The organism is Niallia sp. XMNu-256 (assembly GCF_036670015.1).
Lineage (GTDB): Bacteria > Bacillota > Bacilli > Bacillales > Cytobacillaceae > Bacillus_BD.
On record NZ_CP137636.1, the window covers coordinates 1853486 to 1878164 of the forward strand.

At 38.4% G+C, this 24679-nt stretch carries 22 protein-coding genes; 13 read left to right on the top strand and 9 right to left on the bottom strand.

Annotated features, from left to right (window positions below; all coding sequences use genetic code 11):
• Positions 1-153 precede the first annotated feature (153 nt).
• Positions 154-513, bottom strand: a complete 360-nt coding sequence (locus tag R4Z10_RS09385; RefSeq protein WP_338472910.1) for a spore germination protein — start codon at positions 511-513, stop codon at positions 154-156.
• 1429 nt (positions 514-1942) lie between these two features.
• Here R4Z10_RS09385 and R4Z10_RS09390 point away from each other — a divergent pair.
• From R4Z10_RS09390 to R4Z10_RS09405, 4 genes are read left to right on the top strand one after another with little or no spacing between them, the layout of a single operon-like run.
• Positions 1943-2209: a (2Fe-2S)-binding protein gene (locus tag R4Z10_RS09390; RefSeq protein WP_338472911.1), complete on the top strand. Its 267-nt coding sequence runs from the start codon at positions 1943-1945 to the stop codon at positions 2207-2209.
• On the top strand, positions 2206-2607 hold the full coding sequence (locus R4Z10_RS09395; RefSeq protein WP_338472912.1) for a (2Fe-2S)-binding protein: 402 nt from the start codon (positions 2206-2208) through the stop codon (positions 2605-2607). Before R4Z10_RS09390 ends, R4Z10_RS09395 begins: the two co-directional genes overlap by 4 nt.
• Positions 2600-3790: an FAD-dependent oxidoreductase gene (locus tag R4Z10_RS09400; protein WP_338473205.1), complete on the top strand. Its 1191-nt coding sequence runs from the start codon at positions 2600-2602 to the stop codon at positions 3788-3790. The genes R4Z10_RS09395 and R4Z10_RS09400 overlap by 8 nt, the downstream gene beginning before the upstream one ends.
• A gap of 40 nt (positions 3791-3830) precedes the next feature.
• Complete coding sequence (locus R4Z10_RS09405; RefSeq protein ID WP_338472913.1) at positions 3831-5012, top strand: FAD-dependent oxidoreductase; 1182 nt, start codon at positions 3831-3833, stop codon at positions 5010-5012.
• Positions 5013-5416: 404 nt separating this feature from the next.
• Here the strand turns inward: R4Z10_RS09405 and R4Z10_RS09410 are convergent, their stop codons facing one another.
• Complete coding sequence (locus tag R4Z10_RS09410; RefSeq protein WP_338472914.1) at positions 5417-5644, bottom strand: hypothetical protein; 228 nt, start codon at positions 5642-5644, stop codon at positions 5417-5419.
• Positions 5645-5986: 342 nt separating this feature from the next.
• Here R4Z10_RS09410 and R4Z10_RS09415 point away from each other — a divergent pair, with 342 nt between their 5' ends.
• A complete protein-coding gene (locus R4Z10_RS09415; protein WP_338472915.1) occupies positions 5987-6427 on the top strand; it encodes an SRPBCC family protein in 441 nt (146 codons plus the stop codon).
• A 297-nt stretch (positions 6428-6724) separates the two neighbouring features.
• On the opposite strand, the gene R4Z10_RS09420 is transcribed toward R4Z10_RS09415, so the two are convergent.
• The 6 genes from R4Z10_RS09420 to R4Z10_RS09445 form a co-directional block, all read right to left on the bottom strand.
• Positions 6725-7138, bottom strand: coding sequence for a hypothetical protein (locus R4Z10_RS09420; protein ID WP_338472916.1), 414 nt, complete (start codon positions 7136-7138; stop codon positions 6725-6727).
• A gap of 199 nt (positions 7139-7337) precedes the next feature.
• Positions 7338-8426: an endospore germination permease gene (locus tag R4Z10_RS09425; RefSeq protein WP_338472917.1), complete on the bottom strand. Its 1089-nt coding sequence runs from the start codon at positions 8424-8426 to the stop codon at positions 7338-7340.
• Between the two features lie 224 nt (positions 8427-8650).
• Entirely contained in the window at positions 8651-8869 is a 219-nt protein-coding gene (locus R4Z10_RS09430; RefSeq protein ID WP_338472918.1) for a hypothetical protein, read from the bottom strand.
• Positions 8869-10059 (bottom strand): Ger(x)C family spore germination protein, encoded by a 1191-nt coding sequence (locus R4Z10_RS09435; protein ID WP_338473206.1) that lies wholly within the window; start codon positions 10057-10059, stop codon positions 8869-8871. The genes R4Z10_RS09430 and R4Z10_RS09435 overlap by 1 nt, the downstream gene beginning before the upstream one ends.
• A 5-nt stretch (positions 10060-10064) precedes the next feature.
• Complete coding sequence (locus tag R4Z10_RS09440) at positions 10065-11642, bottom strand: spore germination protein (RefSeq protein ID WP_338472919.1); 1578 nt, start codon at positions 11640-11642, stop codon at positions 10065-10067.
• A gap of 271 nt (positions 11643-11913) precedes the next feature.
• A complete protein-coding gene (locus tag R4Z10_RS09445) occupies positions 11914-12957 on the bottom strand; it encodes a C45 family peptidase (RefSeq protein WP_338472920.1) in 1044 nt (347 codons plus the stop codon).
• 446 nt (positions 12958-13403) lie between these two features.
• Between R4Z10_RS09445 and R4Z10_RS09450 the strand changes: the two genes are divergently transcribed.
• Together R4Z10_RS09450 and R4Z10_RS09455 are read left to right on the top strand one after the other, a co-directional pair.
• Positions 13404-14498 carry a hypothetical protein gene (locus R4Z10_RS09450; protein WP_338472921.1) on the top strand — a complete coding sequence of 365 codons (1095 nt, stop codon included), beginning with the start codon at positions 13404-13406 and terminating at the stop codon, positions 14496-14498.
• Positions 14499-14645: 147 nt separating this feature from the next.
• Complete coding sequence (locus R4Z10_RS09455) at positions 14646-15815, top strand: MFS transporter (RefSeq protein ID WP_338472922.1); 1170 nt, start codon at positions 14646-14648, stop codon at positions 15813-15815.
• A gap of 358 nt (positions 15816-16173) precedes the next feature.
• Here the strand turns inward: R4Z10_RS09455 and R4Z10_RS09460 are convergent, their stop codons facing one another.
• Positions 16174-16890 carry a GntR family transcriptional regulator gene (locus tag R4Z10_RS09460; protein ID WP_338473207.1) on the bottom strand — a complete coding sequence of 239 codons (717 nt, stop codon included), beginning with the start codon at positions 16888-16890 and terminating at the stop codon, positions 16174-16176.
• 351 nt (positions 16891-17241) lie between these two features.
• On the opposite strand from R4Z10_RS09460, the gene R4Z10_RS09465 reads away from it, so the two are divergent.
• From R4Z10_RS09465 to R4Z10_RS09490, 6 genes are all read left to right on the top strand, one after another.
• Complete coding sequence (locus R4Z10_RS09465) at positions 17242-18414, top strand: Xaa-Pro peptidase family protein (RefSeq protein ID WP_338472923.1); 1173 nt, start codon at positions 17242-17244, stop codon at positions 18412-18414.
• Positions 18407-20536 carry a hydantoinase/oxoprolinase family protein gene (locus tag R4Z10_RS09470; RefSeq protein WP_338472924.1) on the top strand — a complete coding sequence of 710 codons (2130 nt, stop codon included), beginning with the start codon at positions 18407-18409 and terminating at the stop codon, positions 20534-20536. The genes R4Z10_RS09465 and R4Z10_RS09470 overlap by 8 nt, the downstream gene beginning before the upstream one ends.
• A 12-nt stretch (positions 20537-20548) precedes the next feature.
• A complete protein-coding gene (locus R4Z10_RS09475) occupies positions 20549-22261 on the top strand; it encodes a hydantoinase B/oxoprolinase family protein (RefSeq protein ID WP_338472925.1) in 1713 nt (570 codons plus the stop codon).
• 192 nt (positions 22262-22453) lie between these two features.
• Positions 22454-23770: a Rieske 2Fe-2S domain-containing protein gene (locus R4Z10_RS09480; protein ID WP_338472926.1), complete on the top strand. Its 1317-nt coding sequence runs from the start codon at positions 22454-22456 to the stop codon at positions 23768-23770.
• Positions 23767-24363 (top strand): aromatic-ring-hydroxylating dioxygenase subunit beta, encoded by a 597-nt coding sequence (locus R4Z10_RS09485; RefSeq protein WP_338472927.1) that lies wholly within the window; start codon positions 23767-23769, stop codon positions 24361-24363. Before R4Z10_RS09480 ends, R4Z10_RS09485 begins: the two co-directional genes overlap by 4 nt.
• A gap of 45 nt (positions 24364-24408) precedes the next feature.
• On the top strand, positions 24409-24675 hold the full coding sequence (locus R4Z10_RS09490; protein ID WP_338472928.1) for a hypothetical protein: 267 nt from the start codon (positions 24409-24411) through the stop codon (positions 24673-24675).
• Positions 24676-24679 lie beyond the last annotated feature (4 nt).

Here is a 24679-nt window from a genome sequence, read left to right on the forward strand (position 1 = left end):
TTTGGGAGTTCCTATCATACCTTTATCTTTGACTCTTTTTAGGGTAAGGGTACTTGTTCCGCAATTCTGTTTCATCAAAATCTCTCAGCAAGATCACTGTGCCGCCCCGAAATACTTGAACTAATGATCACTTTACCGATGATTTTAGATTGTTCAGCTTGAGGTGACTGAACCAAATGGGTTTGCAGGTGTAGTACTAGGAATGGTGATACTTGGTGGTGTCGGTGCTGAAATTCCTGTACCAGCTGTTGTTGGACTTGTGATTGTTAAACTAAAACCAGAATTAGTAATGATGAGCATCCCTTCATTCTCAGCACCTGCACCTGCAGTTGTTTTTGATAAATTATTTGGAGCTCGGTTAATAATATTGCCAAATTGAACATTAGCAGAACCACTCACATTTTGTATTGAAACAGAACCGATACATATCACGTAAATAACTCCCTTTCCAAGTGGAATACCTATTGTACATGCTATGTAAACAAGTTCTAATTGGAATGGACAAATATTCATTTTAAGTTAAATAAAAGAAATTATTAGGATAATGGGATGTAAGACCCCCACCTCAAGATTCCAATTGCAATAAATGAAGAAAGGTGGGGGAACCATTGCCCATAAAGCTTCGAAATAATGAACACAGACTAATACGTCTAAGGCAACGCCTGCTTGACCAGAAAACTGTTGGCCTGTGGCTTTCCATCACTGTGGATGACAAGAAACCCACTGATGGAAGTTTCACTTTATCCTTAAATGAAAAAGATTAGGGAATTAAGCAGTTAGATCAAAATGAGGCAGAACAAATTTTTAAATGGCCTAAAATCATGGAGAGATAGAGGTATTAAAAATTACAGTTGACATGCTATTAGAAGGTTTATGGGATCGAGCTGGTTACAAAAGTAATTAAACTGGAACGTAAAGAAGTAGAGAATCTAAAGAGAACACGTTAAGTTTAATGTACTAGTTAATTACTGTTGGAATCCATCAATCAAAATAAGGGCGGATCTCATGTTTCGAACTGAAACAAGAGATCCGTTTTTTTGGAATTAATTGATGTCGAAGTAACAGGGACGCCCCGGATAAAATAAAATATAATCTTAAATTTTTAGAATATGTCGTTACTATAACACTAGTTTAATACAAAACTTATTTCCGTATATTGACCCTATATTACTATTGTTAAGAAATAAAAGAGTCATATCGTTTTGAAACAAAAGTATTGGTTTAGCGCGAAAGAAAAGGCTAACTCAGGAATATTCAATATCTATTTTACTAATGAAAAACTTTTTTAAAAAAATATAACATAATAGTTAAATTTTTCAGAATATATGTTATAATAACGATAGTTTAGTGTTTAGAACGTTCGTTCTTTATCCTGAGCTAAAACTACTTCAATATAAACTAAAAGAGGTGAGGTTTTGACACAAAAATAACGAGTTCCTGCTCAATTTGCTTACATAGATATAACTAGATCTTTAGAAATAGGGAAACTTGAAGGTCTAGGTAGATTGTAAAAGTTACAGGAGATCTTTTTCACTTCGATCATCCTAGAAGCTCTTAGTGCAACCTATTTTCGTTCATTTACTATTTTACTAGCCTTTTACTTAGTAGTTGAAAAGGTTCCCTTTGTATGCTTCTGCAATTGATAAAGTCCAATGATTTCAATACGTCTTTACTTAACTTGAAAACTATCGTCTAGAAAATTGACAGCGCTTACTATACATACCTTAAAGGACATAGATAAATTATGGACACAATTGGAAACAACAAGACAAGAAGGACATAGTTGTGAGGCTTAAGAAGTGGCTCTTGAATTTTTGGTGTTGCTGTGCAGGTATACAATTACGAAAATAGGATGATTGCCGGCACTAATATTTTGATAATTGGAAATAGATTAAATATAAACAAATGATTCGCAAAGATAGCAAAGAGAGGAGACCCGACTATGGATCAGACTATTATCTGCAGATGTGAAGAAGTAACTTTACATGACATTGAAAATACCGTAAATACATACAACTGCTCTGCTCGTGAAGTTAAATTGCGAACGAGAGCTGGCATGGGGCATTGTGGTGGGCGCACATGCAGGCCAGCAGTAGACGCTGTATTAGAGGCAGTCACAGGCGAAAAAGCGGGACATGATATACCTATGAAAGTCCAACCGCCAGTTAGACCTGTATCACTATCTATTTTGGGGGGACAAATGAAATGAAGACGAACCGAATAGTAGATCATCCTGTTCTAGGCGAATTGGAGAACCAAAAACCTGTCACTTTTACTTTTGATGGGACAACCTATACAGGTTTTGAAGGGGATACCATTGCATCGGCACTTCTAGCAAATGGAATTAGGAAACTCCGTGTTCATGAACAAAGTGGGGCACCGCGAGCGATATATTGTAATATTGGACATTGCTTTGAGTGCCGTGTCACGGTTAATCAAGCACAAGGCGTTCGTGCATGTATGACACCTATTACAGAGAATATGGTCATCGAAAGTGGCCAATTACAACCAACGCCATTTGCATCGACACCTGATGAATGGCCGCGCACCTATGCGGATTACGAGAAAAAGAACATGGATAAAAAGGTCGGTGGATCACATGTATGATGTTGTCATAATCGGCGCGGGTCCCGCTGGCTTATCTGCCGCAATCGCATGCCGTGAGTCAGATTTAAATGTTATAGTCATAGATGAATTTCCAAAGCCAGGTGGCAGGCTGCTTGGACAACTTCACCAAGAGCCAAGCGGGGAATGGTGGAATGGCATTAAAGAAACCCAAATTTTACTAGATAAAGCAGAAAAACTAAACACAACAATTAAATGTGGCGTTTCTGCCCATCATATTGAAAAAACAGAACACGGCTATGGGGTTCATACGAATATAGGCGTTCTCAACACGACAAACCTATTGATTGCTACGGGTGCGGCGGAAACATCTGTCCCTATTCCCGGCTGGACACTTCCTGGTGTCATGTCGATCGGTGCAGCACAAGTAATGACAAACGTACACCGTGTTCGCGTGGGGAATAAAGGTGTTATTGTTGGTGTCAATGTCTTGTCTGCAGCCATCGCCCGTGAACTCCAACTTGCTGGTATTAAATTACATAGTATGGCTCTGCCCGTTTCTAACTCTGTCACGAAAAACCATGCCAACCCAAGACGGGTTATGGATGGATTGGTACGCATAGCTCATTTGGCACCTTCCGCTTTCCTTCGTTTTGGAAGTAAGTTTGCGAAAGCTTCTTGGGTGCGTAATCTCGCTGTCAAATTTTATCCTAAAGGCGGCGTGAAAATGTGGGGAATGCCCATCCATATTCGTAAAGCGATCGTTGGAATAAATGGTACAGAAAAAGTAGAATCCGTTACCATGTGCGATATTACCCCTGATGGAGAAATCATTGCAGGCAGTGAAAAAACAATTGAGGTCGATTTTGTTTGTATAGCCGGAGGACTTTACCCGCTTGCAGAGCTTGCGGCTGTCGTTGGTTGTCCATTCCAGTATGTCGAAGAGTTAGGTGGTCATGTTCCAATACATAATGAACAAATGGAAACACCTCTGAAAGGATTATATGTCGCTGGTAATATTACAGGGATCGAAAGTGCAAAAGTTGCTCGTGCACAAGGATCACTTGCGGGATACTCGATTGCGAAAAACGAAGTCAAAATCCAACAAGCCATGCAAGATGTCAAATCAGTCCGTGATTCAGCAACCATCCAATTCCACCCAGCTATTGTTGAAGGGCGCGAGAAGGTTCAAAAGTCATTTCAAGAGTATAGAGATGCAAACTAAGCCTTCAACTGAAACAATTTTAAATAAGGAGGATTTTGGAATGTCAAAGAAAAATCATACAGAAGTCGCTATTATTGGTGGGGGGATTGTCGGTTGTGCGATCGCTTATTATGTTGCAAAATCAGGGATCGATTGTATGTTAATCGAAAAAAATGATATTGCAAGCGGCACCTCCTCACGCTGTGATGGAAACGTTACAATTGTGGATAAAGACCCTGGGTTTGATAGTTTAATGTCTTGGAAAAGTCAGGAATTGATGATTGAATTGAGCCATGAACTGGATTTGCCATTTGAATATCGAGCACTTGGCAGTTTGCTTGTTTGTGAAAATGATAGAGAAATGGAAGCGGCGAAAGAATGGGTGGACATTCAAAATGCTGCTGGCTTGAAATTCAAATTACTCGATCGAGAGGATCTTCGGCAAGAATCCCCTTACTTTGCAGATGATATTCCAGGCGGGTTAGAATGTGAAACGGACTCACTTATCAATCCATATCTATTTTGCTACTCGCTAATAGAGAAGGCAAAGCAGTATGGACTTCAATTGCAAACCCAATCGGAAGTCATAAATATTACTAAGAATGATTATTTTACTATTGAAACGTCAAATGGAACCTTTACGGCAAAGAAAGTGGTCAATGCGGCTGGCGTTTGGGCACCTTTCATCGGAAAAATGCTTGAACTTGATATCCCAATTATTCCAAGAAAAGGACATATTATGGTCGGGGCCAGACAAAAGCCGGTCATGATGCGAAACGTCATGGAATTTGGTTACTTGATGAACAAATTTGGCCGAGAGCGAATTGCCGATGAAAGAACGGAGAAACACGGTGTCGCTTTAGTGCTTGAGCCGACGGAAAGCCAGAATTTCTTACTCGGAAGCAGCCGCCAATTCGTCGGGTATGATGGAAGAATTGATATCAATGTAGTGGAAACCATGGCAAGAAGAGCGATGCGTTTCTATCCGAAATTGAATGATTTCACGATGATCCGTGCGTATACGGGTTTTAGACCATGGACATCCGATCATTTGCCAATCGTTTCAGAAGTTGATGAAATTCCTGGGTATTTCATTGCTGCAGGGCATGAAGGGGATGGAATCAGTTTAGCGACCGTTACAGGGAAATTAATTGACGAATTGATTCGCGGGGTCTCTGAAACAATTATTCCAACAACCCCATTACGATATGATCGTTTTGCTAAAAAGCCTGTTTTACAATGAAACATGGGGACGGTTCTCACGTTTCATTCTTGAATAATGGATGGTAAAGAATTTCTATAAAGTAGACCGCTAAATAAGGGGAAAAAATTTAATTTACCTCTAATTGAAAGCAAATATTTAAGATTTGTATTAGAAATGAAGAGCTGGAACCGTCCTAGCGTTTTAATAGTAACCTCTACAAACCAGCATAGAAACTGATCATTCTATTTAGAGCGCAATTCTTCAGCAAGAATTGCGCTCTTTCTTTAGGGAAGGTCCGTTTGACGTATCACAAAATCTTGTTTTACGTATCAGACGAAATTTAAATAAAGCTTCAGCGAGCACTGCTAGGTATTGTTCGCTGACATGGATTAGCTGCACATAAAACGAACCATAAAACATGGAGTTTAAACAGCATCATATGACTATATTCTCTTTTTAACATCTTCTCTTATTGATTCAATAATATAATCAGATAAATCCGCTGGTAAGGACGAACCATCTTTAAAAATCCAAGTATTAATGATTTCAAGGTCTGCTTTTTTGAAAGTAATGCTGTACTCATTATTTTGATAAGCAAAATTAGTTGTCACATGCTCTTCACCATTAAATTCATCATCAATAATCATGTTATTTATTTGATAAGGCTTCATGAATGATCTCCTCGTTTAACTTTTTTAATTATAGACTTAGCTTTAATCAGGATGGTTATTCACTAATAAAAATCAACCTGCACAGATGATTATAAAAGCAGCTCATCCATTACTTATGTAACGCACGATGGCTTTGAAGTTAAGCAAATAATTACAAAACTTTTTTCGATACTTGGTGTATTTGAAACAAGTGGTTTCGAAACTTGGTCATTTCCAACATTCCTCCATATGAAAGTAAGAAAGCTATGTCTCATTATTGATGTAAGTTTAAGCTTTTTATGTAATAATTAATTTCTAGAAATGGAAAGTTACAATTCATGAGTATGGAAAGTGGGGAACAGAATGGCAACAGGAATACATACAGTAGAAGTTCCAGTAGATGTACAAGCGGTGTGGGATTATGTCAGTGATCTTGAAAAGTGGGCAACGACAGTACCAGCCTACAAAGAACATAAAATCATAAATGACAAGGAATCTATTTGGACATTTGAAGGTAGTGTAAAAGGGATTAAAAAAACAATACGAGCGCAAGTAAATATTACGGAATGGAATGAACCTTCGAATATTAAGTTTGAAATAAAAGGTTTATCCGATAATTTTACCGGGAGCGGTCAGTTTACCGCAGAAGAGGTTAATGGTAAAACAATCATGACTTGTACGGTGGAAGTCCATGCTGGCGGATTATCGGGTGCGGTGTTATCACCCATTATTAAATGGGCCGTACCAAAAGTAGCCACTCGTTTTACAGAGTCGATTGCAAATAAAATTGTAGTTTTCTCATAGTTTTCAGAAACAGAAACATCGATTCATTTTGAGATCAAATAAGGAATCAAACGCTTGGATTTTAAATTAACAGGTTCGGATATTGGGAGAAAATAGTAAATAACAGTGGAATTAAAGACACAATTCGCATATGAATTCGTGTCTTTCTCTTTGTTGTTATATCAATAAATATTTTACTTTAATCTATAATTTAGTACATTAATTAACACATGAATTTACATTACTTTTAAGGTGTTTTTCCCAGCCAACCGAACCCGTATATCCAGGCGTTTTGATTTTCATAACATTTGTTTTTTATTATTTTAAATAACCTCTTCTAGTTCCGTATCTTCTTCGGTAAACGAATTTTCTTAAATCAACGTCTTTTAAATTTCCGTCATAACACAAGAAGAGTAAAGATTGCAGCTCTTTATAGTTCTCCATGACAAAAAGAGCAAACTCTTTTCGTTCGCTCTTCATTTTCAATTTCATTTCTTCCTTTGAAAGAATGTTGTCAAGCTTGTCTTGGTAATAGCCCTTTGTATCTTCCCATTTATCTTTACGATTCACCAAAATATCCTGACCATACTTAGGTAATTTTTCAATCACAAGGTCGATATATCCCTCTGACCACATTAACATTTTATCCTTTTCTGGAAGCTCAAGCACCATTCTTAATAATTCCGTTTCATCCATATCTTTTTCAATTGCATATTTTCCGACACGATTCATTTTCCCACCTCAAATAGGAACCTTTTGGTCTTAGTTTGCAACAAAATAACCAAATTAAGTGAGGAAGTATTTTCCGGACCTCTATCAAATGATTGGATGGAGATGAAGAATATAAAAAGGTTAGCACGTTGATAAATGTTTGAATGAAGTTTCTTATCTACTTATGTTGATAAGAAACTTCATTGATTAAATAAAGGGGTCATTTTAACTTTTTCCTCCTTATGAGTGCAACACATAAGAGGAAAATTGGAATGACTAGCTGAACCGATAAGAAATAATAAGGCATTGTTGTACCCATCCCTCGAATCATTTCTCCAAACGAGGGGACTGACCAAACTGAAAATAAAATAATTAAAAAACCAATCGGTAATACAAAGGGTTTATAACTGGGCAGTGCCAACCATTGGGATGTACCAAGTACAAGCATGTAAAAAAAGGCGGAAAGTTGTACAAATGCACCAAGAACCCAAAAGGCGAGAACGATTGACTCAATATGCTCAAAAAAAGAACCAATACTGATATATCTTGCTGCCTCAAACACAGGGAAATGGAGGTTAGAAATAATTTTTCCAAATAAAAATAGATTTCCTAGATTAATAAATACCATCGTTAACACACAGGCAATGACAGAAAACATCCCCCATTTCAACACCTTTTGGCGCTTCGTTAACAACGGAATCAGGAATGACATCAAGGAAAATTGACTTAGCCAGGCATGTGGTGCAATAGATCCTTTAAGGGAAGGCATGATCCCATCTTGCAAAATGGGAAAAATGTTTTTTACATTTAAGTCAGGAATCAGAAAGACATAGATCAGGATATAGAGAGCGAAAACAACCGGCAAAAAGATGAGAGCACACCTTCCAATGGTCTCAATGCCCCCGTGAACAGCAATGGCACACGAAAGGGCAATACTACCGGTAACCACAATGATCGGCGTTTTATGTAAGAATGCACTTTCGATAAACTCACCATATTCTCTAAAGGCAAGAGCCGTATTGTGTAATAGAAAAAACAGGTAAATGAACGCGACGATTTTGCCAAGGAACCGCCCGAGAATCATCTCACCATATTCAATAAGTGTTTTCCCTGGGTATAGCTTAGAGAGCTTTATAATAATCATAACGATCAGAAAGCCACTCAAAGAACCCCATATGGGTGACAACCATAAATCACGCTTTGCATGTTGGGCGGTGATATATGGTATGTAAAGAATGGCCGTGGCTACAACAGTTGAATACATTATAAGGGCTAGTTCCAAGTAGGAGATTCTACCTTTTTCAATCATGGTTGTTCATTCCTTTTCTAAAACGAGTCTATTTATCAGGCTCCACCTCAAGATTCTACGTATAATAAAAGAAGATTGGTGGGGGAATCAACTGCCCGTAAAGCTCCGATTGGTGAAATAAGATTTATCTTTGGGCTTTAGCCCTAAGATAAATCAATCAGGCTTGGCGTGACTAACCATCAGTAGGGGGATGAAGGAAAACCCCCACTGATGGAAGTTTCACTTTACCAAAGCGGTTTAAATGAGCTGTAAATGAATTCAATTAATTGCCCAGGTCCCGGCATTTCTGGAAAAATGATGAGTAAAACAGCAAGAATCCAGTTCACCAGCATCAACGAAAGAAAAGCTGCTTTTACTTTTCTGCTATTTTTCTTTAATTTGGGCCATTGATATAAAATGATCAGCATCCAGATAACGGTTACTCCTAATACCCCTCCAATCATCAGTGTTCAACACCTTTATTTTTTTCACCAGTTGCCAAACCGGTTCTTTCAACTTTTACCCTCGTATCAAAAGACACATCCACTTCTGGGAAAATTTCATTCCATTCTTCTCTCTTTTGTTTCCATATCTGTGGATATTTTCTTTGAAATTCATCTGCAAAGCCGAAAACATCAGCCTGTAACTTTTTTTGTACTAATGAGAAGGCTAAGCGTTCTCTTGCTTCAATTTCATTAATCACCTTTTGTTCGACTTTGTTTATGATCTTTGGATCAAATAAGTCTAGTTTGGTCGTGTTTTGTACAACTTCAAGGTCTGCGTTTGTTTTGATGTTTATTCTCCAATGATTATTCTTAATGGAAGGGGTCAACTTTGTTTGGCTTCTTAATAAATTTAAGGAAATGTAGCCTTGTTCGTTTTCAATATTAATGGTAATCACACCTGATTTAATCTCATTTCTTGGCCAAAGAATCCCTCTTATTTCTTTATCATCTAATTTTCCTACCATTTTTCCTTCTTTTAAAATGGCGGTCCCTTTAATGATTGGTACTTCCTTTGACTTTGAATCCATTTGAGATGGGGGTAGGTTTTCAACATAAGGAAGTACGGCTGCATTTGATTCACCCGATAGCATCTCTGATAAATCCTTCACAGTTACTTTTACCCCTATATCTGTTTGGACGATTTTGCGTAGTTGTTTTGCGGTGTCTCTTTCCAATTCAGGCATCGCCCCCAAAACCTTCTTAGGCCTTTCTTTCGAAACAAAAACGTTGGCACGTATCCGAGGTTCCGAGTGCCGCATCCAAAAGTCAATGTGTTCACTTATTCCTTCCTTTGCTAACTTTTCACCGATGATGAGTACCTCATTTTGCCCCCAAAAAATCTCCCTTGTTAGTACTACCTGGAGTTGTGCCATCGCATCCGCAATGGTTTCTCCTTCAGCTGATCGAACAAATGACTGTCCGCCGCTAGACCCGCCGCCGGACATTCCGGATTGTCCGCCTTGTGAGCCTTGCGGGATATAGATTTGGGCCGATAATTCGACATTATTGTCTTTGCCCTTATCGATTCCCGCTGCCAGAATGAGAGCTAAATCATTTACCTCTGTGCGGTCCCAGCATCCTGTTAGGAAAATGGAGGTCAGGCAAAGCAGAAGCGTAAAAGTTATCGCCTTTTTAATCAGTCTGATCATATTACTCACTTTTCTTCTCCACCTTTGCTTGGACCGGGCTTTAAATGACTGGACTGACGCCTTAGGTGACCAGCATCCTTTGAAAAAAATTCAGGACGTGTCTCCATGGCCGACCAGGGGGCTCGTATCAGGACATCCTTCAAGTTTTGCATCTTCAGGGGTGCGATTGGATTGAAATAAGGTACACCAAAGGACTTTAGAGTACACATATGTGCGACAATTGAGGTAATACCGAGCATAACTCCTAATAACCCTAACATTCCAGCCAAGATCATAATGGGAAAGCGCAGGATTCGAATGGATATGCCGGTTGCGTATCTTGGCAATAAGAAAGATGCGATACCGGTAATCGCGACGACCATAACCATCGGTTGTGAAACCAGTCCTGCTGCCGTCGCTGCTTGTCCAATAACTAGGGCTCCGACAATACTCACAGCAGCACCAACCTGTTTTGGTAACCTCACACCTGCTTCCCTTAGTGCCTCAAAAGTGACTTCCATGATAAACGCTTCCACCAATGCAGGAAAAGGGATTTGTTCACGGCTTTGAGCGATGGTTAAGAGCAGGGTGGTTGGAAGCATTTCTTGATGAAACGTTAAGATCGCCACATATGCGGATGGTGCAAGCAAAGCAATAAACAAGAATAGGTATCTCAGCCAACGAATAAGCGTACTAATGTAAAAATGATTATAGTAATCTTCGGGTGCCTGTAGAAGACTTGCGAACGTACAAGGTGCAATTAAGGTAATCGGTGTGCCGTCAATCAGGATCACAACACGCCCTTCCAGAAGGGAGGAAGCTGCAACATCCGGCCGTTCCGTTGTTAAAACTTGGGGGAAGGGAGAATACGGATGATCGACAATCAATTCCTCAATGTATCCACTTTCTAAAATCCCATCTATTTTGATTCGCTTTATCCTGCTCATCACTTCATCCACTAATTCGTTGTCGGCAATGCCTTCAATATAAGCAACCACAACTTGTGTTTCTGTGTAACCGCCAATATCCATTTGTTTCATTTTTAATAACGGATGACGAATTCTCCTCCGTAAAAGGGAGGTGTTGACTCTTACCGTTTCAATAAAACCTTCTCTTGGTCCGCGTATAACCGGTTCCGCTTCGGGTTCGGCAATACTGCGTTTTTCAAACTTTGATAGCCCGATCGAAATTCCTTTTGTTTCGTTTTCAATTAGAATGATGGAGTTGCCAATTGAAACTTGTTTAAAAACATCATTAATGGAGGTAAAGTCCTTCACATCGGTAACTGATATTTGATTTTTTATGATTTCAAATGTTACACGTTGTTCTTGGTTTTTCATCTGATTAAGCGACGCAAGCACAAGCTGATCGATCGCTTCCGTATTTGCAAGTCCATCAATGTAAAGAAGAACCGCTTTCATACTGCTGCCGATATTAAATTCACGAAAAACTACATCAGAGCAATCTTTATAAGCTGATTTTAGGATATCTATATTTTTATTTAACTCCGAATGGAGAGGGATCTCTTGTAAGCTATCCAATGATTTATTTAATTGTATATTTGAAAAATAATCTTTCTTTGTCCGTCTCCCCAACAATTTCATTAACTGGTACCCCTTGGTAAATTTTAAGAGTATTCTTTGCCTATTCTGTTAGGATTATGCAAGCTACACGTTTATACCTTCAATCCTTATTTCATCCTATCTACATAACGGGGTGTTTTAATTAAGAAAATTAAGAGTCAAATCTTTCAACCCTGACAATAACAGGTTGATCGATTTGACTCTATCAATAATAGATTATTATTAATACAGAGGAGGAATTCCATAGAAGCTTGTTTTTTGCGTTCTTGATCCTTCCTATGATTCTTACCATTTATATGTTTATAAAAGGTAGGGTCGTATCAAGCTCACCTCTGACCTGTTTGATGCTAATCTTTTCTCCACTAAGCCATCGATCAAAATCAAAGATAACCGGCCGTCTGTCTCCACCAAGGGCAAACCAGGTTTTTCTACTATTCGGGAAATAACCCGCTGTATGCAAGGTTCCCGCCCATGTTCCATACTTTTTTGAGAATACCCCTTTGTCCGTACCGTTCATCAGTTGAAAAGCGGTGTTGGCATCTAGAGAATGATTTTCCTGACGCTTTATTGCTTGATATCTTTGGAGAGAGTCGTCAATACGGTAACGATTCTCATGAGTTAATATTTCAAAGTGATTGGTACAGATATTGGCCTGGTGGATGATCACTTCTCTTGGAGAGGCTTCGACAACGATAGACTTTCCGGTTTGATCAAGCAGCACGTAGCTGAACGAACGACGATGAGGAATTTCTTTCAGAAGTGAAGTGGCTTCCTCAACATTGGCGCATGTTTCTAAAACCATCCGTCCAATCATATTGCAAATAAACCCGCTATCTGATCTCACACGATTGATGAGGTTATATCCCATCGTTAATCCTTTTTCGTTCATCCCATCTGTACGCCCTGTTATTTGCATAGATGGACCCATCGTTGCATAGCCCTGGTCTGTCGGTTGATAGAGAACATATCGACCTTCATAGGAGAGGGGATCCTGATCATAGTTTCGCATAAGAAAATCGGTATTTGTGAAAATGGAGCAACCACTTTTCCCATATTCAAGATAATAGCCTCCAAATTGAAGAATGGTGTCGTCCATCTTCATATTTAAAGAATCTGACAAACCTATTAACTCATCCCAAATTCCGGGAGCATAGGAAAGAATCATGTTTTTAACTTCTGTTTCATCAATCGAATAATTGTATTTTATGGATGGCTTGCTCCAAAACTTTTCTCGATTTGCAAGAAGACGAGAATCTTTTAGTAACCCACCTTGCTTATAGCCAAAGTCATAATGATTTCCTCGAAACTGAATGACATCACTATATACATTTATCATCAATTTTCCTCCAGTTACCGTCCGGTAAAGAAATTTTACAAGACGAAGGGAAGAAAATCAAAATATAGAGTGTCTTCACAGAAAGGATCTTATAATGGAAAACATCATTACAGTGATCCTGCTGAATTCTGGGTTTATATGCTTAATGTAAAGTGGTTACAGTTGTTAACCATAAATCAAGTGTTATAAAAAATAAGGGCGGATCTTATGTTTCGAACTGCGACAAGAGATCCGTCTTTTTGTGGTTAATCGTGTCTATATGAAACATCCATTACGCCAATTGATTATTTGGTAGTATAATATAGAAAAATAGAAGAACTTGGAGCGGTTATTATAAGGCTGAATTTAATACTATTTTAAGAAAAGATGACAGAAATAGTAATGGAACATCTACTACTAGATTTGATGGCAGTAGATTAAGAGATATGTAAGGAGGTTAGGTTAATTTGTATGACTCTCTTTCTTTAGAGGAACGAAACGAATTATTATCCCTTGTGACACCAGAGCAAAGGGAATTTTTAGAGAATAATGTAAAACGAGGTCGCACCACTATTTTTGCTCGATTCATGACTTCCGAAAAGGTACAGGCGATCAGGAAAACGGATGAAATTGAATTAACGGATGAAGAAAAAGAGGTGGTAGGCTGGAAAATTGTGAATTACCATGATTATGGCAGTCGTATCGGTACTTGTGCTTGTAATCGATCCATACGGTATGAATTCACTGTAGAACATACGATAACGAAAAAAAGAATTACTTATAGTAAAGAACATTTAGCTGAATTTTTAAGCCTTAAAATACGGGATATTGATGAAGTCATGAATCAGATCTGGGAATTCGATCTCGAATTAGATGAATTGTTAATAAAAATAAGAGATAAAGATTATGGCTATGAAGTTTTAGATGTTTTAAACGGAAAAATAGAAATTCCTAAGGATATTCAAGAGCATGTAGATCACCAGATCCCTTTATTAGATAACCAGCTAAAACGCCTTGTTAGAGAAGCGGAAAAAATAGAGGAAGAGGAAGCGAGAGAAAGCCGGAGAAAACAGCGTGAGAATGCGAAGAGAGCTGAAAAAGAGCAAATGGAAGAATCTTTAGCTCAGGAGAAATTTATCCATGAGCAAAGAGAGGCTTACCAAAAAGCTCAAAAATTAGTAGAAGAAAGATTGGATTTCAAACAAAAGGAAAGACAGGAGAGAGAACAAAAGCTAGTAGAAGAAGTACAGACGGAGCTTCCTGTTCATTCCACGATTGGTGAGATGGCTTATATTCTTGTGAAACACGGAGTTTCTAGCGCAACTAAAATCAGTCATATGATAAGGGATCACTATCATGCTGATAAAGAACTTTCCAAAGGGATTTATAATAGACCTAGAATGTATCCGGAAGTTTTAAGAGCTTTAATAAAGTATTCAGAACAAGGGAAGATATTTTTTGACAAGGAATCGTCAAGTGTACAGGATTGTATTTTTATCTTTAATCAGGAAGAACAGGTTGAAGAACATACCATGATTGAGATGCAGACGACTTTATTTTAAGTGAAACGCTGGGCCGGTTCTAATATGTTTCAAAAACGGGTTCTTCAATAGGTATTGTTATCTTTCGAGCACTGATTACCATAATTGATGGGCAAACGAAACGCGAGAACCGTCCCCATGTTTCAAAGAAAGGTGAAATAGGAAAAAATGAGGGTTCGTTTTTGGATTTTAGTTATTATGGTAGCAGTGTCAGGGTTCTCACAAGGAATGTTGCTTCCTCTCATTGCTATTATTTTTGAACAAGATGGGGTATCATCTTCCATCAATGGGCTTCATGCAACTGGACTTTATATTGGAATGTTAATTGCTTCGCCTTTTATGGAGGCTCCATTACGGAAGTTTGGCTATAAACCTCTTATTTTAATTGGGGGATTAATCGTTGTCTTGTCATTAGCTTTATTTCCATTATGGAAATCGATTGTATTTTGGTTTTTGTTACGTTTATTGATTGGAATTGGCGATAACATGCTGCATTTTGGTACGCAAACATGGATTACTGATTTCTCACCGATTCATAAAAGAGGCCGTAATATTTCCGTTTACGGTTTATTTTTTGGCCTTGGATTTGCAGTAGGGCCTTTAATAACGCGTTTTGTCGTGTATCATGAATTTCTTCCATTTATGGTTTCATCCGCAATCAGCTTATTAATATGGCTAACGGTCTTTTTTCTAAAAAATGAATTTCCAGAGAAAACAGTAGAGAAAAATTCATTGCTTGACACGTTCCGTCGATTTAAACAAGCATGGAAATTTGGTTGGATTGCTTTTTTATTTCCATTTAGTTATGGCTTTTTAGAAGCATCTCTAAATGGAAATTTTCCCGTATATGCGTTGAGAGTCGGCATTGATATCCATGCTGTATCCATCCTTCTGCCAGCATTTGCCCTAGGGAGTATTGTTTTTCAATTACCTTTAGGAATGTTAAGCGATCACTATGGTCGGAGAAATATTCTGATGCTTGCTTTATTGATCGGGATAGGATCGTTTATTACAGCAGGTGTCTTTCGTGAATCAGTAATTGGCTTATTTATCTGTTTCTTCATAGCAGGGATGCTTGTCGGTTCTACTTACTCTTTAGGGATTTCCTATATGGCGGATTTACTGCCAAGAAACCTTCTCCCAGCTGGTAATATCATGTGTAGTATTTTATATAGCTTTGGTAGTATTGGTGGACCTTTTGTAGGAGGATTAGTATTGGAGTATTTAGAAGGCGGCCTCTTTTATACAATAAGTTTCATTCTACTGTTGGTTTTTATCCCACTTCTTTTCTTTAAACAAAAATATGATTGGAAAGAGGTTTATAAGTCGGTATCCTGATTAATAACGTCAGAGACTGAGTCACAGTGACGCCTCGAAAAGTTTCACAGATAGAGTCAAATAGGCCATACTTGATTGTAAAAGGTGTGGCCTATTTGATTGTTTGTATCTAAATATCCGTAAATGATTAAAAGGAAGGCTTGTTCACGAAAGAATCTTATTGATGACCCTATTATTTGAAAATGTCTACGAAACAATTAAGGTAAGCATTTTTTCAGCAGTCTCGAACGGTCCCCATGTTTCATTGAAATACGATCATAAATCAAAAAGAAAGCCGATTTTACTAGTAGTTAAACCAATCACACTTTTATAAAATAAACTATTTGGAAATAGAATTCCGTTCGTTTATTTATATCACTTAGTTCATAAGTTGTTTTATTTGCAAATAAGTTCTGGAATAATATAGATGCTCTTCCATCGCTTTTTTAGCATTGATGTCATCTTTTTCAATAATACACTCAATCAAATCTATTAAACCGATTAAAATAAATTTTTTCTCTTCTTCTTGAATATTAGGTGTCCGTTGGTGATACGTCTTAATAATTGCAGTCATGATGGCTTCTGTTAAATGATTATATGTACATTTTGCAAGTAGAACATGTACAGAGCTATCAATAGCTAACATTTCTTCTACTGAAAGATTTTTGGTACGAATATCAGACAAACATTTCTCTAAATAAAGTAGGTCTTTGTCTGTTCTTCTTAATGCAGCTAATCCAGCGGCAGGGATTTCAATTAGCTTTCTTAATTCAAAAATATCAGGATGTGTGATTGTTTTTGAATGGAGAGAGAGCATGATTAATTCATAAATGTTGTTGCTGACTTTTTCTGGTAAGAAATCTCTCACTTTATAACCACCTACTTGACCGTTAAAAGGCTCAATCACCTTTTGGCTTGTCAAGTACATAAAGGCTTCTTTCATGGTCGGCCTGCTCACACCAAATTGTTTGGCAAGGCTCAGTTGTGATGGTAGAGGATCACCTGGCTTAAACTTACCTTCCACAATCATCTGACGAATGGAATTGGCAATTTGTTCTGGGATGGATAATAGTTCAACCTCACTAGACCATAACATATACAACCTTCACACTCCTTATTATGATTCGATTATTAGAATGATCTTATGACTTATACACAATTACACAAGGCCGTTTAACTACAAATAATAGAATGTTCGCTTTCTTTCATCCTCCCAGGTGTAAAAATTTTTTACAATCGATTCGATAGGGTGCAAAGTTTTCTTACAATAAAACGGGTTGCTTTAAGACTTAACTTTCTGTAAATTTAAAACATAACAACGAGGTGGTAGAAACTAGAGTTAAAATATGAATGATTTACTTCTAGGAAACCACTATGGTCAAATTATTCTGAATATAATTATTTTTCTATTAATAACATTATTAATTTTATAGGAGAGGTGTTTGTTATGTCAACTATCCAATCAATTGAAAGTAATAAAAAAGAAATTATGAATCAACGCTGGAACAGGCTTGAAAAAGAAATGGAAGCATCAGGCTTAGATGCCGTGATAATTTATGGAAAAGGGATAATTACACAATATGGAAATTTATATTACTTTGGAGGGTATTACCCGATATTAAGACACGGCTTTGTTATCAAAATAAAGGGACAAGAGCCGATTGTTTACTACAATACAAGAGCCGATTATTATTTAGCAAAAGAAAAAGGGACGATAAACGATGTGCGTTATGTTGGAACTGGGGATGTGATTCAAGCAGAAGATCCGCTGCTAGTTGAAATTACACAAGTAATTAATGAAACATTACCTAAAAAAATTGGTGTTGTCGGTCTGAAAGAAAGTATGAATATTAAACAGTATGAGTACTTAATGAATCATATAAAAGGTGAAGTGGTAGATGGTACAGCCATGATCGCTAAAATAAAAAGTGTTAAATCTCCAGAAGAAATAGAAATGATTAGACTTTCATTTGATCTTGCTGAGAAAAGTTTTGCAGCTTTTGAAAAAGCGATCCAGCCAGGAAAAACATGTGCAGAAATTGCTGGTGAAGTTGAAAAGATTGCACGGGGAAATGGGGCCATCGACACATTAGTTTTTATTGAGGAAGGACCATATTTCCTGCGTAAGCCGACAAATACAACCATCAGTGAAAATGCCCTTGTCACCTGTTATGTGGAATTAATCGATGAAAATGGATATTGGGTTGAAAAGGGCGCTATCTTTGCAGTTGGAGAGATCAGTGAAGAAATGAAAGCGCATGCAGATGCTTGTGTTCAAGCGATGGAAGAGGTGAAAAAGGTAATAAAACCGGGCAACACCGTATCTGATCTTGCGAATGCGATTCATCAGCATATCAATCATCTTAACGTCAAAGTCGGAATCTGGCATGGACATGGGGTAGGTGTCGACCATGACTTACCTGTTATTTCAGATAACGGGACAGATGTGATTGAAGAGGGAATGGTTCTAAGTGTTCATCCAAATTTCGCTAATGAAAAAGAAGAATTCGGTGCAAGTATTGCGGATGTGTTTATCGTCCAGGAGAACGGTGCTGAATCGTTAAGTAAACTTCCTTATATGACTTATCTAGCGCAAAAGGAGAGTGAAAGAATTGGATAAATTTACAATTGGCATTGACGTTGGTGGTACATTTACAGATTTATTATTGATTAATATGAATACAAAAGAACAGATAATTGATAAAACCTCCTCCACACCAGCAGATCCATCAATCGGTGTAATAAATGGACTTAGTAATCTCGCTCAAAAGATAGGAGTTACAACTCAGGAACTATTGGAGAATACAAGTTTAATCGTACATGGTACAACGGTTACAACAAATGCTGTATTAACAAATAGAGGAGCAAAGACAGGATTATTAACGACAAAAGGCTTTCGTGATGTTTTGCAGATGAGAAGAGGGGTTAGAAGTAAACAACATCTTTACAATAATAAATACAAGGCTCCCGATCCATTAGTGACACGGGACTTAGTTGTCGGCATTGATGAACGGACGGATGCAGATGGAAAAATAATCAAAGGGGTTAAAGAGCAAGAAATCATTGAAGCATTAGATTGGTTTAAGGAAGAAGGGGTCGAATCCATTGCAATTTGTTATATGCATTCTTACGCCAATCCAGAAAATGAAGTGATGACGAAACAAATCGTAGAAAAATATATTCCTGAAGCGTATGTCACCATATCAACGGATGTTTCCTCCATTATTCGTTTGTACAACCGAGTTAGCACATCTGCCATGAATGCTTATGTAGGCCCCATTTTAAACACGTACATGGATCAGTTAATGGGAAAACTTGAATCAAAAGGCTTTACGAATGGTGAGCTCTTAATCATGCAATCAAATGGCGGTGTTACAAATCCTGTCACGGTTTCTAAATTACCAGCTACTACCGTATTATCTGGTCCAGCGGCAGGGCCTGTGTCTGGAAGCGCATTTGCTAAAGCGTCTGGATTTGATAAAGCTATCGTTGTTGACATGGGAGGAACTTCGTTTGAGGCATCCATTATAGAAGATGGTGAAGTCAATATCGGAAAAGAGGGGGAAATTAACCGTAATTTAATTTCCTTGCCAATGGTATCGATTCATACCATTGGATCGGGTGGGGGAAGTGTTGCTTGGATTGACTCTGGTGGTTTACTACAAGTTGGTCCGCAAAGTGCAGGAGCCTCGCCTGGTCCAGCATGTTATGGACGAGGGGGACAATTGCCGACTTGTTCGGATGCTAATTTGCTATTAGGATATTTGAATCCAGGCTTTTTTCTGGGCGGAGGCATGTCACTAGATCTTGATTTGGCCACAAAGGCTGTGAATCAACATATCGCAGTTCCTTTAAATATGAGCGTTGAAGAAGCTGCTAAGGGAATCTATCAAATTTCCAATTTAAATATGGCTAATGGGATTAAAGAGGTTACCATTCAAAATGGACAAGATCCTCGAAACTTCCCATTGGTTGTAGCCGGCGGTGCTGGGCCGATCCATGCGGCTATGATTGCAAGAGAACTTGAAATTTCGGAGATCATTATCCCAACATTTTCATCTGTACTATGTGCAGTTGGGATGCTTGCCTCACAATTACGACATGATTATGTGAGAAGTTTCCACAAAACATGGGATGCTGCTCACTTTACAGACATCGTGTCTATATTGGCCGACGATAGAGAGGAAGGAACACAAGCATTAATCGCTGAAGGAGTTTCCAAAGAGAAACAAATGATAAAGATCGGGCTAGATATGAGGTATGTTGGACAGCACTACGAAGTGACGATTGAAGTAGACGAGGATATTATTTTAACTAATGACAAGGAATTAGTAGAAAATGAGTTTCATAGAGAACATGAAAAATTATTTGGTTTTGACTTAAGAGGACACGAAATAGAGATTATCAATATTCGGTTATCATGTCGTGGGGATTTCGTACAATTTTCACCTAGAATCATTGAATCAATGAATCCAGACGAGGAACTTTTAGTGAAGCAATATCGACACATGTTCGAACCTGTCCAAAAAACAATGGTAAAGGCTCCAGTCTTTGATGGGGATCATATGAAGGCAGGCGCATATATAGAAGGTCCAGCTATTGTGGAATTAACAACAACGACCATTATTATTCCAAGTGAATTTGAAATGAAATTAGATATGAATGGGAATTTTATCATGGTCGACACAGCCTCTATTGTGAAACATTTAAACTTGCCATTTGTTACAACAAAAATTAACTAAGGAGGGGAAAAAATGGATTCCATCATCGTATCCGTCATATCCAATCGTTTAAGAGCAATCGGAAGACAAATGGGAGCGGTTATTGAAAGAAGTGCACATTCGCCTTTACTTGTGGAGGGACGAGACTTCTCTTTAGGTATCTACACAGCATCTGGAGTATTAATTGAACAGACAGAGTATATTCCAATTTTGGGTTATGCTGCTGCGCCTGGAGTCAAGGCAGTCGTAGAATATTTCAAGGGAGATGTTCATGAGGGAGATGTATTTCTTCATAATGATCCATTTACAGGAGGTAATCAAAACTCAGACTGGAAAGTGATGAAACCTGTATTTTTTGAAGGAAAATTATTTGGCTGGACTGTTATTACTGCTCATCAGGCCGATGTAGGCGGAGCCGTACCAGGATCCTATAATCCATATGCTACCGATCTATGGCAGGAAGGCATTCGGATCACCCCTGTAAGAATATTTAGCAAAGGGAAAAAAATAAAGGATGTTTGGGATCTTATAATGGGAAATATTAGACTTCCGGTCGTTGGGGACGATATTCTCGCTATGATCGGCGGATGTACCGTAGGGGAAAAAGAACTCGTCAAACTCATTGATCAGTATAGTATGAATACCGTTAACGAGGCGATTGCTGAAATCTTTGATTCTACTGAAAAAATGGCAAAGGTAATTATTAATCAGATTCCAAACGGGGTTTACGATGGGGAATGGTTAGTAATGGATGATGGTTTTGATCATGAAGCAGAGATGAAGATCAAAGTAAGAGTAACCGTGGAAGATGATCATATGCATTTTGATTTTAGCGGGACATCTCCACAGACGAAAGGCTATGTAAATGCCCCATTGCCTGTAACGATTTCTTCTGTCATGATTTCCTTTTTCATGCTGACGGAACAAGAGATCGCTCATAATGAGGCAATTCAAAGATGCATCAGTGTCCATGTTCCTGAAGGGACGATGTTAAACCCTAAATTCCCAGCTGCATCAGGTTTTGGTAACCACTTAAGTGATCAAATTTGTTCCGCTATTTTCATCGCACTTTCTAAAGCGTTACCTGAGCAAGTGACTGCAGGCTGGAATTCATTGTTATGTGCCATTATAAATGGAACAGATGAAAAAAGGCAAAAACCTTTTGTCGATATTCTTTTGAATGGAAGTAAAGGGGGAAGTGGTGGAACGAAAGGTGCGGATGGATATGATCATATTGGTTTAATTGCTTCAGGAGGTGCTTTGGCGGCTCAGGATCCTGAAATGTTTGAGCTCACATTGCCTGTTACTCTTCAAAAATATGAATATGCCAAAGATTCTTGTGGTGCTGGTGAATGGAGGGGAGGTTTAGGAGTAGAAGTTGAATTTTCCATCAATGCGGATGGTGTTCAAGCGAGTGTGTTTGGCGACGGAGGGAACGAAGCCACCGCGGCTCCTGGTATTCTTGGAGGAACAAATGGTGCGGTGAACACGATTGTCCTTGAATATCCAGATGGTCGAACCTACAAAAGCTTTACGAAAGATTTGATTTCCGATATTCCAAAAGGGACAATTTACAAACAGCTTGCAGGCGGAGGCGGAGGTTACGGAGATCCCAAAAAACGTCCAGCAGATATCGTAGCCAAAGAGGTCCGATATGGATATATTTCAAAGGAATACGCGAAAGAAAAATATGGGGTTGTGATTTCTAATGAGAAGAAGGGTGAAATCGTAGAGATATTAAGATGAAGTGAAACTTCTTTCAGTTAGTGGGGGGCATCCCCCACTGACTGAGGGTTAATCACGCAGAGCATGATAAAATTCTTGTCTAACTGATTTAATGTTGAAGTATTCTCTATTGATAGATCAAGGTTAAATAATTAATTCGTTTAATTTACAGAATATTATGTCTGTTTTAACAAAACGATAGGGGGATGAATCATGAATTGGGAATATTTTGTGCAAGAAGATAGAGTACACCAGTCGGTTTATACAGATCCAAACATATTTCAGGAGGAAATCGTTAAAATCTTTGGTCACAATTGGGTCTATTTGGCTCATGAAAGTGAAATTCCAAATCCGAATGATTTTAAAACAGGCTATTTAGGAAAAAGGCCGATTATTATTACTCGGGACAGAAATGGAGACATTCACTCTTTTCTGAATCGGTGTATGCATAGGGGAGCAACGATTTGCCGGGTCGAGAAAGGTTCAGCAAAGCAATTTACATGCCCTTATCATGGATGGGCCTACAGCAATGATGGCCGTTTGGCAGGAGTACCTTGGCCAAAAGGATACGGGCCCAACTTTAACAAGTCAGAATTTGATTTAATCGACGTCCGGGTTGAAAGTTATAAAGGATTTATCTTTGGGACCTTGAATCAAGAGGCTCCTGATTTAATCGATTATTTAGGCAATGCAAGCCCATTACTCGATCAATGGATTGAGCATAATGGAAGTCCGGAGAAACTGATCGTGCGAAACAATGCTCACAGAATGGTATTAAATGGAAATTGGAAGTTTGTATACGATAATGCAGGGGACGGATACCATGTCGCCTTTTCCCATCGTTCCTTATTAGCCATCGACCAGCGCTATGAGCAAGAAAAAGACAATGAAGATAACGGAAAGGATATGGTGTACTTTAAAAATGGTCCCGATGAAGGGCCGATGTATGTCCAGTATCTCGGAAATGGTCATATCTTTTTAGATCAGCGCCCTGCCTATGGAAATAAAAAAACTGGTGATCTATGGAAACAGCAGCGCCCGCAACCTGGTAGGGAATATTTTGAAGGAAAGTTAATCAAGGAATATGGAGAGGAAAAAGCTTATCAATTTCTTGATCGAGCCGTTGGGGCACAGATGAATTTATCCATTTTTCCAAACTTGCTTCTCATAGGGAATCAAATCCAAGTCATTGAACCCATTGCAGTCGACAAAACCCAAATTTCCTGGTACGCCACCACCGTGGAAGATTTACCAGATGAAATCAATCAATTACGGATGAGATCCCAAGAGGATTTTCCTGCCTTTGGTGAACCGGATGATGTAACTAATTTTGCTGAATGTCACAGGGGAGTGTCGATCCCAGAAGTGGAGTGGGTCATGTTAAATCGGGGCTTTGATAATCAACATCAATGGAATGTAGATGATAAAGGAATTATTACGGCTCCAGTAACAGACGAAACTCCGATGAGAGGATATTTCCAAGAGTGGAAAAAGAGGTTAAGCGCGAGTAAGAAGGAGTTGAAAGTATGAGAAATGAGGGAAGTCTAGACACGGCTTATTATTCTTACTATATAGATGATGAATTTTATGATCAACTTACACAAGATATTGAAAGTTTTTATGGTGATTTTAAGCCCTTACAAGATCGGAGCATAGAGGATGAATGCAGGAGGTTGATCTACAAAGAGGCCCGATTGCTTGACGAGTTGAAGTTAGATGAAGTGTTGGACCTATATAGCAATCAATGTTTATATTGGATTCCGATTACACCTGGGGGTGGTGACCCAAGGAAAGAAGTATCCCACGCTTTTGATGATCGAAGACGGTTAGAAGACCGGATTTACAGATTGAAAACAGGCTATGCCCATTCCCAGATTCCGATGTCAAGAACGCGTAGAATGCTGACCAATATCGAATTTTCACAAGGAAATCACGTTAATGAGGTGCGAGTCCGTGCTAATTTTATCCTCTATGAGTTACGGACAGGAACCGTAAGAAGCTATGCAGGATGGTACGGATATAAGGTAATAAAAGAAAATCAAGAATGGAAAAAAGTCGACCTCAAGATGGTCAATTTAATCGATTGTGATCAAGGTCATGAGAATTTGACTTTTATGCTCTAATGGATCCATTCCTATACAAGGCGGTGTCTAGAAATGGAGGGTGAAATGAACGATTCCTTTTTTCAAAAAGAAAGTTATGAATCTATGAAAAAGAAATATGAAAAAATGCTCGAACGGCAGCAGCCCTATGAAAAGTTAGTTGACCTTATGAAGCAAATTAATGTATGGGATTATAGCATCTATGACGAGACCCCTGGCGACGATTGGGTAGCTCTTGATCGAAAAGATTACGAACAAATCGTTACCCTCATGCAGGAGTTTTATCAGATTAGTCCCTGGAAGGAAAAGATTGAAAGAAGAATAGATTCATAAAAAA